The 10,290-nt window shown below is 34.3% G+C and carries 12 protein-coding genes and 1 tRNA gene; 8 read left to right on the top strand and 5 right to left on the bottom strand.

Translation table 11 applies throughout. The features are described from left to right. Nucleotides 1-342 precede the first annotated feature (342 nt). The 3 genes from BZG02_RS10845 to BZG02_RS10835 all read right to left on the bottom strand — a co-directional run bounded on the left by BZG02_RS10845 (nt 343) and on the right by BZG02_RS10835 (nt 1,870). Nucleotides 343-678 (bottom strand): TIR domain-containing protein, encoded by a 336-nt coding sequence (locus BZG02_RS10845; RefSeq protein WP_101261443.1) that lies wholly within the window; start codon nt 676-678, stop codon nt 343-345. Then, on the bottom strand, nt 675-1,133 hold the full coding sequence (locus BZG02_RS10840; protein WP_101261442.1) for a hypothetical protein: 459 nt from the start codon (nt 1,131-1,133) through the stop codon (nt 675-677). Before BZG02_RS10840 ends, BZG02_RS10845 begins: the two co-directional genes overlap by 4 nt. Before the next feature lie 74 nt (nt 1,134-1,207). Next, nucleotides 1,208-1,870: a LexA family transcriptional regulator gene (locus BZG02_RS10835; RefSeq protein WP_180335694.1), complete on the bottom strand. Its 663-nt coding sequence runs from the start codon at nt 1,868-1,870 to the stop codon at nt 1,208-1,210. A gap of 457 nt (nt 1,871-2,327) precedes the next feature. Here BZG02_RS10835 and BZG02_RS10830 point away from each other — a divergent pair, with 457 nt between their 5' ends. Then, nucleotides 2,328-2,951 (top strand): DUF6088 family protein, encoded by a 624-nt coding sequence (locus BZG02_RS10830; protein WP_218972220.1) that lies wholly within the window; start codon nt 2,328-2,330, stop codon nt 2,949-2,951. Nucleotide 2,952: 1 nt separating this feature from the next. Then, nucleotides 2,953-4,005 (top strand): nucleotidyl transferase AbiEii/AbiGii toxin family protein, encoded by a 1,053-nt coding sequence (locus BZG02_RS10825; protein WP_101261439.1) that lies wholly within the window; start codon nt 2,953-2,955, stop codon nt 4,003-4,005. Nucleotides 4,006-4,074: 69 nt separating this feature from the next. Here the strand turns inward: BZG02_RS10825 and BZG02_RS10820 are convergent. Further along, nucleotides 4,075-4,150, bottom strand: a tRNA-Pro gene (locus tag BZG02_RS10820). 180 nt (nt 4,151-4,330) lie between these two features. Between BZG02_RS10820 and trxB the strand changes: the two genes are divergently transcribed. Further along, nucleotides 4,331-5,323 (top strand): thioredoxin-disulfide reductase, encoded by a 993-nt coding sequence (gene trxB, locus BZG02_RS10815; protein WP_218972219.1) that lies wholly within the window; start codon nt 4,331-4,333, stop codon nt 5,321-5,323. A 112-nt stretch (nt 5,324-5,435) separates the two neighbouring features. Here the strand turns inward: trxB and BZG02_RS10810 are convergent, their stop codons facing one another. Then, nucleotides 5,436-6,686 carry an aminotransferase class I/II-fold pyridoxal phosphate-dependent enzyme gene (locus BZG02_RS10810; protein WP_101261438.1) on the bottom strand — a complete coding sequence of 417 codons (1,251 nt, stop codon included), beginning with the start codon at nt 6,684-6,686 and terminating at the stop codon, nt 5,436-5,438. Nucleotides 6,687-6,828: 142 nt separating this feature from the next. Here BZG02_RS10810 and BZG02_RS10805 point away from each other — a divergent pair, with 142 nt between their 5' ends. The 5 genes from BZG02_RS10805 to porD all read left to right on the top strand — a co-directional run bounded on the left by BZG02_RS10805 (nt 6,829) and on the right by porD (nt 10,253). After that, nucleotides 6,829-7,659, top strand: a complete 831-nt coding sequence (locus BZG02_RS10805; RefSeq protein WP_218972218.1) for an outer membrane protein assembly factor BamD — start codon at nt 6,829-6,831, stop codon at nt 7,657-7,659. 23 nt (nt 7,660-7,682) lie between these two features. Beyond that, a complete protein-coding gene (locus tag BZG02_RS10800) occupies nt 7,683-8,018 on the top strand; it encodes a DNA-directed RNA polymerase subunit omega (protein WP_101261437.1) in 336 nt (111 codons plus the stop codon). Nucleotides 8,019-8,082: 64 nt separating this feature from the next. Beyond that, complete coding sequence (locus BZG02_RS21125; protein WP_245868080.1) at nt 8,083-8,640, top strand: flavoprotein; 558 nt, start codon at nt 8,083-8,085, stop codon at nt 8,638-8,640. Continuing rightward, on the top strand, nt 8,532-9,287 hold the full coding sequence (locus BZG02_RS21120) for a phosphopantothenoylcysteine decarboxylase domain-containing protein (RefSeq protein ID WP_342746971.1): 756 nt from the start codon (nt 8,532-8,534) through the stop codon (nt 9,285-9,287). Before BZG02_RS21125 ends, BZG02_RS21120 begins: the two co-directional genes overlap by 109 nt. A gap of 60 nt (nt 9,288-9,347) precedes the next feature. After that, the gene (porD, locus tag BZG02_RS10790) at nt 9,348-10,253 is read left to right on the top strand and encodes a type IX secretion system protein PorD (RefSeq protein WP_101261436.1); all 906 of its coding nucleotides are present in this window, start codon (nt 9,348-9,350) and stop codon (nt 10,251-10,253) included. The last annotated feature ends 37 nt before the right edge of the window (nt 10,254-10,290 follow it).

The raw sequence follows: 10,290 nt of genomic DNA, 5'->3' as shown, positions 1-10,290 counted from the left end.
TTCTATTGCAACTTTTGCTTTAAATGTTGAGCTAAATTTACGACGTGTTCTTTTCATTTTTTCCATGAGTTTAATTTACATTATTTTTCAATTAAGCTCCTGGTCTAATTTTCTTAGGGTATTATAGCCTATACATGCCCATTTTTAGTATCTATAATATTTTTGAATAATGACTTAATGAATTTATTTAGGATTATACACAAAGCAAACCCTTTTTATTTCTACAATATCGACTTTGAAAATTTTAAATCTGGGATAGTTAGGACTAACACTCCAAAGGATATCTTCATTCTCAACATCGTATTCAATTCGTTTTATTGTTAATTATCAGTAGGCCAGTGGTTACGAGAGAGTGGTCTTGAATTTGTACGTTTTTTGGTTGTTTTGTATCTTAATTATTTCTTCCAATTTGATAATTTTAAACTTTTTATTACCAAGTTTTGCACGTTGAATCTCAATCTGAACCCATTTAGATTTATATACCGATTTCGATTCAATTAATACAAAGATATCACTGGAATCAAGTTCATGTATAACACGTTTTTGTTTATTTGAAGAATCATTATTAAGTAAGTCTATATATACCGAATCCTTTTTGCTATATAGTTTCACCACAAATTCAAGAAATTCTTTTGTAATCTCTTTGTCTTTCAATGTGTAACTGATGAAATATTTCATGTAATGAAGTCAAACTTATATAGTATAAAACCAATTGAATTTACAAGAAAACATAAATAATACAATATATGTGAAGAATTACATAAGGCATTGATTATTTCATTTTTTCGAAAAGGATCTATTATAAAATTTTTAGGTTTGGTTTTATTGAAGTTATAATTATTTCTGTTGTATATTTCATTTAGTTTTTTATTACCTATTAGTCGTAATTTAACTTGATGGTGATATGTAAAACTGTCCACCAACCAAAATATAACAGAAAGCAGGTAAAGAACAACAAATATTGAAGTATCTAAATTTTGTTTATTTAGAATTAACAATGCTGGAACAGCAATACCTATTATTATTACGTACATTTTTTTTAATTCGATACTAGTATTTGAAAAATTTAAAGTAGCTGCATGTAATTGATCTACTACTTTAAAATCTATTTCATCTGTAATCTTATTGTTCATTTAAGTGTTGTGTTTAAATAATAGGTGTTGTCTTCATAGGATTTAAGATTTCATTCAAAAATAGAGTTATTCTTCTAATAACTCCTCTGCGAAATTATTCCAATTACCTTATAAACTTGTCTTATAAATTTCTTAAGGATTTCGAATTCACTGTAGTTGGAATTATAACTTTTAAGTGTGAAAATTTCCTTTTCCTCATTTTTAGAAATCACTTTGCAATAGACCTCATGTTCGGTAACAACAATAAAAATATTTCCGAATTCTAAATAATCATTCCAATTTGGCATATTTCGAACAACTGCAATATCTCCACTTTGCATAGCTGGTGTCATTGAGTCTCCAACAATAGTTAGAGCAATATCATTTTCACGAGCGAAAGGAACCTGCAAATTATCTATTACATATTCGTTATTTAGTTGTAATTGACCAATTCCCGCTGAAGCTTCAGAGTTATAAAGAGGAATTGTAATAGCATGACTTTCGTATGGTTCTATTTCAGAAATATCACTAACATTTACTGATCGTTTTGCATCAATTTCCTTATTCACTAATTCATCAATTGAGATTTTGTATCGTGCAGAAATTTTCTGAAGTGTTTCAATTTTAGGTAAAGCTTTTCCATCGATATATGATGAAATTGCACCTCTTTTAAGATCGAATAGTCTACCAAAAGCATCCTTGCTCAAATTTTCTTTATCAACAAGCTTGCTGATATTCAAAGATATGTGATTTTCCATCAAGTTGACGATTAAAAACATTACAGAAAATATCTGTAATGTTGCATGCGATAACAATTGTCATAACGAATTTAAGATTTAATTATGAAAAAAGAAATCCTCGTAACTAAAACGGATTGGCGAGCAATGCTTAATAAGTTTTAAGTAGGTGAAATACACCAATTTCAAGCATGTACCAAGGAGGTAATTAATATCCGTCAAACAGCAAGTAGACAAAAAGGGCAAGGGGGGAAGAAATTTGTAATATCTGTTTTAGAAAATGGAATAGAAGTAAAAAAAGGAAGCGTAAAATGGAAAACAACTCAAATTTATCTCGATAGTTTTGAGAATGAAGTTTTGGATGCAAGCAATAGATTATTACAGTTTAGATCGTTTTTTTTTGTCGCGGATATCTACTTTGTATGAGACAATATAGTGATTGTTCGACTTGTTGTTTTGTAACAAATATTTGCTAAATTTGTTACAAAATAAAGCTTTTATTATTATGTATGGGGTTGAAAAACAGGTTAAAGATAGAGTTCTTGGTCGAAAGCGTGGTGCTGTGCTTTTTCCTGACGATTTTGAAATATGCGGTTCTTCCGAAGCGGTAAGACTTGCTTTGCATCGCTTGGAAAAGGAGGGTTTCATAAGGAGACTTGCTCATGGCATTTATTATCGTCCAATTATAGATGATTTGATAGGGGAATTAAGACCTTCAGTAGAGGAGGTTGCTCAGTCAATTGCTAAGCGCGATAAGATTCGTTTAATGCCTACTGGGGCATATGCGTTAAATGCATTAGGATTAAGTACACAAGTGCCAATGAAGTTAGTTTTTCTTACTGATGGAGCTCCAAGGATAATTCAAGTAGGTAAGGTAACAATCAAATTAAAAAAGACAACTCCTAAAGTTCTTTCAGCAAAAGGGAAAATTAGTAGTTTGGTCATTCAAGCCTTAAAAGAAATTGGTAAGGATAAGATCTATGATGAAGAAGAAGTTAAAATACTTGGCTTGTTAAAGAAAGAAGATCCAAAGCATTTGATTCACGATATTAGTTTGGCGCCAGTTTGGATCCAAAAAATAATGAAAAAAGCACTGAACTAAAATGAACAGATTTTATAATATCTCCTCTGAGAAAAAAGTAATTGTATTTAATGAACTGAGCTCGAAAACAGGTCTTCCCCCATTTGCCATTGAAAAAGACTGGTGGGTGGTACAAACACTTGCCATTATTTTTGAAATGGAGATTGGAAAGCATTTGGTTTTCAAAGGAGGAACATCTTTGAGTAAAGCCTGGAATTTGATAGAACGGTTTTCTGAGGATGTGGATTTGGCTGTTGACCGTAGCTTTTTAGGTTTTGATGGAGAATTGACCAGGAAAAAGGAAATAACCAAACTCCGAAAAGAATCCAACAGATACATTACTGAGCTTTTCTTTCCTGAATTATCCGCGAAATTTATAGTAAAAGGATTGACAGATGTCAAACTGGCACTGGTCGATGCAAAAGATTCTGATCAGGATCCTCGGATTATCGAAGTTTATTATCCCAATGTGATCCCTTCGCCGGGATACATCCAACCCAGAGTTCAGATTGAGATTGGTTGCCGTTCATTAAAAGAGCCATTTTCAGAGAGAGAATTCTCATCAATAGTAGATGAAACATATTCAGAGGCTCTGTTTTCCCAAAAAAGTATAAAAATCCCAACGGTAAATCCAGAACGGACTTTGCTCGAGAAAATCTTTCTATTGCACGAAGAATTTCAAAGACCGATTGAGAAAATTAGAGTGGATCGGCTAAGCCGTCACCTTTACGATGTTTCTCAATTATCGAAAACCAAATTTGCGGATATTGCGCTTGCAGACAAGCTTCTTTATGAAACCATTGTGAATCATAGATATCGATTTGCCAAATTGGGGGGTGTTGATTACAATTTGCATCAACCACAAAGCATTAATTTGATTCCAATACCTGAAATGATAAACGCTTGGGAGAAAGATTACAATACTATGCAGGAACAAATGATTTATGGCGAGTCACCATCTTTTAAAGAAATGATTGAGCAATTGAAAAATTTTACGGAGAGAATTCATGCAATTCCATGGACGATTAATGGCACTTTTAAAGCTACAAAAAGCATCTTAAACCGCAATATTTAAGTAAAAATAAGGCAAAATAAAAGCGACTGCATGGCGTGCAATCGCTTAATAATCAGTAATCTTACATTGTCGGGGCGAGAAGATTCGAACTTCCGACCCCACGCCCCCCAGACGTGTACTCTAAACCTGGCTGAGCTACGCCCCGATAATTGTAGAGCGCAAATATAGTTTATGTCTAAGAATTGTCAAAAGGAAATGTATGGAAAGATTCGACTTAATTGATGTTAACATCTACTTTTTCTATGAATAAACACACTTGTAGTTATCTAGATATTTTGTAAGTTTGCTACTCAAAACTTATTTAGAAACAGAATAATTAACATATATGGAATTTAAATCAATGAATTTGAAGGATACCAATCCTACTGCACCTGAGGGAGATGTGGAAAATGTAAAATGTCTGATTGTTGGATCTGGTCCTGCAGGATATACAGCAGCAATTTACGCCGCAAGAGCAAATTTGAGTCCTGTGTTAATTGAAGGTTTGCAACCAGGAGGGCAATTAACAACAACTACCGAAGTCGATAATTTTCCAGGATACGCCGATGGAGTTACAGGTCCTGCTATGATGGCTGATTTAAAAAAACAAGCGGAGCGTTTTGGTACTGATTGCCGTTGGGGATTAGTAACCGAAGTAGATTTTTCTACCTATCCTCATAAAGTAATTGTGGATGGTAAGAAGATTGTAATGGCCGAAACAGTTATTTTGGCAACGGGTGCTACAGCTAAGTATTTGGGTTTTCCAACCGAAGAAAAATACATGGGCTCAGGAGTTTCTGCTTGTGCAACCTGCGATGGATTCTTCTACCGTGGAATGGATGTTGCTGTCGTAGGAGGTGGTGATACCGCTGCCGAAGAAGCAACCTATTTGGCCGGATTAGCTAAAAAAGTATATTTAATTGTTCGTAAAGATTATTTACGTGCATCAAAAGCAATGCAGGATCGAGTTGCTCGAACTAAAAATATCGAAGTATTATACGAACACAACACCAAAGAGCTTTATGGCGAAGGTGTGGTTCAGGGAGCGAAGTTAATTAAGAGAATGGGCGAGACCGATGAGACAGAGGTAGACATTAAAATTGATGGTTATTTTGTAGCAATCGGACATACTCCTAATTCAAAAGTTTTTAGCAAGTATTTAAAAACCGATGAGCAAGGATATGTATTAACAGAAGCAGATACTACCAAAACAAATGTTCCAGGTGTATTTGCTGCAGGTGACTTAAAAGATCCTCACTACCGTCAGGCAATTACTTCTGCAGGTTCGGGATGTATGGCAGCTATGGATGCCGAGCGATTTCTTGCCGAAAGAGAATAAACACAATTTTGTTAGATATAATACCCGGCTATTTAAGTAGTCGGGTATTTTTTTGAGCAAAAAAAAACGACACTCAAAAGAATGTCGTTTAATGTTGTATTGTATTAAAATACTATTGATTGAAAATATCAGCAAATTTTTCGTTGCTATATTTACCATCCTTTAATTTCTTAGCAACTTCTTTAAATGCGTTAACAGTATACTCAACATCTTCTAAAGTATGCGTTGCAGTAGGAATTAATCTCAATAATAGTTGTCCTTTAGGAATAACTGGATAAACAACGATCGAACAGAAAATGTTGTAGTTTTCTCTTAAATCCATAGTTACCTGAGTTCCTTCAGCAACACTGCCGGAAAGGTAAACTGGAGTAACAGGAGATTCTGTAACACCAATGTTTAAACCTGCCTTAGTTAATCCTGATTGTAATGCTTTAGTTACAGACCAAAGTTGTTCGCGAAGTCCTGGTTCCGTTTTTAATAATTCTAAACGCTTCATAGAACCTTCTACGATTGGCATTGGCAATGATTTCGCAAAAATTTGTGATCTCATTGTATATCTTAAATAAGTACCAACTTCTTCGCTACAAGCGATAAAAGCACCAATTCCAGCCATTGCTTTTGCAAAAGTACTAAAGTGCAAATCTACTTTGTCTTCAACACCAAAATGCTCAATAGTTCCAGCACCAGTTTTTCCCATTACACCAAATCCGTGTGCATCATCCACTAGTAAACGGAAGTTGAAATCGTCTTTAAGAGCACAAATTTCATCCAATTTACCAAGGTCACCAGCCATACCGAATACTCCTTCAGTAATTACAAGAATTCCACCACCTGTTTTTTCAGTCCATTTGGTTGCTCTTTCTAATTCTTTCTTAAGGTTATCCATGTCGTTGTGTGGAAATACGAAACGTTTTCCAACATGAAGTCTCAAACCATCCATGATACATGCATGCGATTCAGAATCGTAAACAATTACATCATGACGACCAACCATGGAATCAATAATAGATACCATTCCTTGGTAACCAAAATTCAAAAGAAAGGCATCTGGTTTTTTAACGAAATCAGCTAATTGAGCTTCTAACTCTTCATGGCGACTTGTTTGCCCAGACATCATACGTGCTCCCATTGGATATGCTAATCCCCATCTAGCAGATGCTTCAGCATCTTCTTTTCTTACTTCTGGGTGGTTTGCTAATCCAATATAGTTATTCAAACTCCATGTAAGAACCTCTTTTCCACGAAATTTCATTCTTGATCCAATCTCACCTTCCAATTTAGGAAATGCGAAATATCCATGAGCTTGCTTAGCGTATTGCCCTAGATTTCCTCTTTTTGAGGTAACTTTGTCAAATATATCCACAGTCTATGCTTTTTTTGAAATGTTTTGTATTGCAACTGTGCAAAAGTAATGTTTTTTGGAATTTTAGCAATAAATTATAAAGAATTGTATAATATGAGTAGAAAGTATCCTATATTTCGCTTGAAAACTATATCTTTGCAAAATGCAAAAAAATAGAGTAGCTATACCTATGAGAAAAATTGTTTATCTTTTTTTACTGTTCGCCTTTGTTTTAGGTGGATGCAGCGAGTATCAAAAACTGTTGAAGAGTAACGATAATCCTTTAAAATATAAGAAGGCTGTCGAGTACTACAATGCAGAAGAATATGTGAAAGCAGCAACTCTGTTTGAAGAGTTATTGCCAATTTATCGTGGAACAAGCAAGGCAGAAACAATTAGCTACTATATTTCTTACTGTTCGTATGGTTCTGGAGATTATATTTCTGCCGGTTATTTTTTTAGAAATTTTCTAAAAACATTTCCAGATAGTCCTTATTCTGAAGAAAGTTTGTACATGAGTGCATATTGCTACTATTTAGAATCACCAAAACCAAGATTGGATCAAACATCCACAAAGGATGCTATTGATGCTTTCCAATTATATATTAATCGTTATCCGAATTCTACAAGAATTCCAAAGTGTAACGATTACATTGATGAAATGCAGGATAAATTGGTGTTGAAATCCTACTTAAGTGCAAGAAATTATTACGACAGAGAACATTTCCCTGCGGCAATTGTTTCTTTGCAAAATAGTATTAAGGATTATCCAGGTTCATCCTACCGCGAAGATTTAATGTTTATGCTTTTGGAGTCGCGTTTCGAGTTGGCGTCTAAAAGTGTTGCAGATAAGAAAAGAGAAAGATATAATCTGGCAAAAGAAGAGTATTTTTCTTTTGTTGATGAGTTCCCTGAAAGTAAGTACCAAAAACGTGCTGAAAAAATGATTGAAGGTATAGAAGCCTACTTGAGTAAGTTTAATACGAATATTTAAAATAGATCTAATTCTTTTATAGTATGGATTACAAGAAAACAAATGCAGCAAGTTCTACAATTACCCGTAACATGACTGAGTTAAGTGCGGAAGTTGGTAATGTTTACGAATCTGTAGTGATTATGGCGAAGCGTTCTAATCAGATTGCTGTTGAACTGAAAAGTGAACTGAATAAGAAATTGCAAGAGTTTGCATCTTATACAGATAACTTGGAAGAAGTTTTTGAAAATCGCGAGCAGATTGAAATCTCTAAGTATTACGAGCGATTGCCAAAGCCATCTTTAATTGCAGTCGAGGAATTTATTAATGGAGAAATCTATTATAGAAATCCTGCAAAAGAGTTGCAAGCAGAAGATTAGTTACAAAATAGTTTATTAGTTCCCTTTGTTATAAAAGGGAACTTTTTATTTTTAAGACTTGTTTATGTTAAAAGATAAAAACATTATTCTTGGAGTTACTGCAAGTATTGCGGCTTATAAGGCTGCTTCCTTAGTACGTTTGTTAGTGAAAGAAGGAGCGAATGTAAAAGTAATCATGACTACCTATGCAAAGGAGTTTATTTCCCCGGTAACCATGGCTACTCTATCTAAAAACACGGTGCTGTCAGATTTTTTTAGACACGATGATGGTGCTTGGAATAGTCATGTAGATTTGGGAATTTGGGCCGATGTGCTAATTGTTGCTCCAACAACTGCAAATACAATGGCTAAAATGGCAAATGGTATTTGTGATAATCTACTTTTAACCACCTATCTTTCGGCGAAGTGTCCGGTGATTCATGCCCCTGCAATGGATTTGGATATGTTTAAGCATCCTGCCACCTTACGAAATATGGAGACTTTACGCTCCTATGGCGATTTGTTTATTGAACCATCAAGTGGCGAGTTGGCAAGTGGACTTTATGGAAAAGGAAGAATGGAAGAGCCCGAAATAATTGTAAAAAAAGTTGTGGAGTTTTTCGAAACCAAAAAAAAAAACTAAGTAGCAAGAAGATTTTAATTACCACAGGGCCAACTTATGAAAAAATTGATCCAGTTCGTTTTATTGGCAATTTCTCCTCTGGAAAAATGGGTTTTTCTTTAGCCGAAGAATTAGCTTCCCAGGGATCTCAGATTGTTTTAATAACTGGCCCTACCTCTTTAAGTACTCAAAATTCAAATATTGAACGTATTGATGTTGTTTCTGCTCAAGAAATGTACGAGGCATCGCTAAAGGCTTTTCCTACTTGTGATGGGGGGATTATGGCGGCTGCTGTAGCCGATTTTACACCATTAATTACCGAAACCAAAAAAGTAAAAAGAGGAAAGGAAAATTATAGTATCGAATTGACTCCAACCAAAGATATTGCTGCATCTTTGGGTGCAATTAAATCAAAAAATCAGTTTCTGGTTGGTTTCGCTCTAGAAACAAACAACGAAGAAAGTAATGCTAAATTAAAATTGGAGAAGAAAAATTTAGACTTTATTGTTTTAAATTCTTTGAACGACAAGGGAGCTGGATTTCAACACGATACCAATAAAATAACGATTATTAATAAGCGCGGTGAGAGTAAAAAATATGAGTTAAAAAGCAAAACTGAGGTCGCAAAAGATATCGTTAATGAATTGATTGCATATTATGAAGAATAAATGTTGGTTCACTTCCGTTTAAATTTTTTAACTTTAGCTGTTCACTTTTGAAATTCAATTATGCGAAAATTTATTGTATTGTTATTTGCTTTTATTCTTTCCACACCTTTGTTCTCTCAGGAGTTAAGGTGTAATGTTCAAATTGTGAGTCAACAAATTCAGGGAACCAACAAGCAGGTGTTCAGAACGCTTCAGACTTCGGTTTATGAATTTATGAATACCAATCGCTGGACCGATCATGTTTACAGTTACGACGAGAGAATTGAATGTACAATCATGATTAATCTTACCAGTCAAATTGCTGCGGATGAATTTAAAGGGTCGGTTCAGGTTCAAGTTAGTCGACCAGTATATAACTCTTCTTACAATAGTGTATTGCTAAATTTTAAAGACGATGATGTTCAATTTAAATACGTAGAATATCAAACAATAGAATTTAACGAGGCAACTACGCCAAGTAGTTTAACTGCCTTACTATCTTATTATGCCTATATTATTTTAGGTTTAGATTACGATACTTATTCCATGGATGGAGGGAGTGTTTATTTTGCCAAAGCAGAGGACATTGTCAATAAAATGCAAAACTCAAGCGTAAAAGGCTGGAAGGCATACGAAAGTAGAAAAAACAGATATTGGTTAATTGAGAATATATTAAATAACGCTTATAGTCCGGTGCGCGAGTGTTTGTATCGCTATCATCGTCTGGGTTTAGATAATATGGCAGAACGTTTAACCGAATCACGTGCAGAGATTGCCGAGAGTTTACGATTACTTCAAAAAGCATATCGGGCAAAGCCTGGATCCTTTATCCTTCAAATATTTTTTGATGCAAAAGCAGATGAGTTGGTAAATATTTTTTCAGAATCATTTACGGATGAAAAGAAAAGAGTTTATAATATCCTAAGTGAAATTGATCCTGCTAATATTTCAAAATATAATACTATAATTGGGCAAAGTGAAAACTAACTTCGTTAAAAATCGCTTCGTCTTGCCAGTTACCACC

The sequence above is a fragment of the Labilibaculum filiforme genome, assembly GCF_002843315.1.
Taxonomy (GTDB): domain Bacteria; phylum Bacteroidota; class Bacteroidia; order Bacteroidales; family Marinifilaceae; genus Labilibaculum; species Labilibaculum filiforme.
Note: the sequence above shows the minus strand (reverse complement) of the source record. Positions and strands in the feature narration are given on the sequence as shown.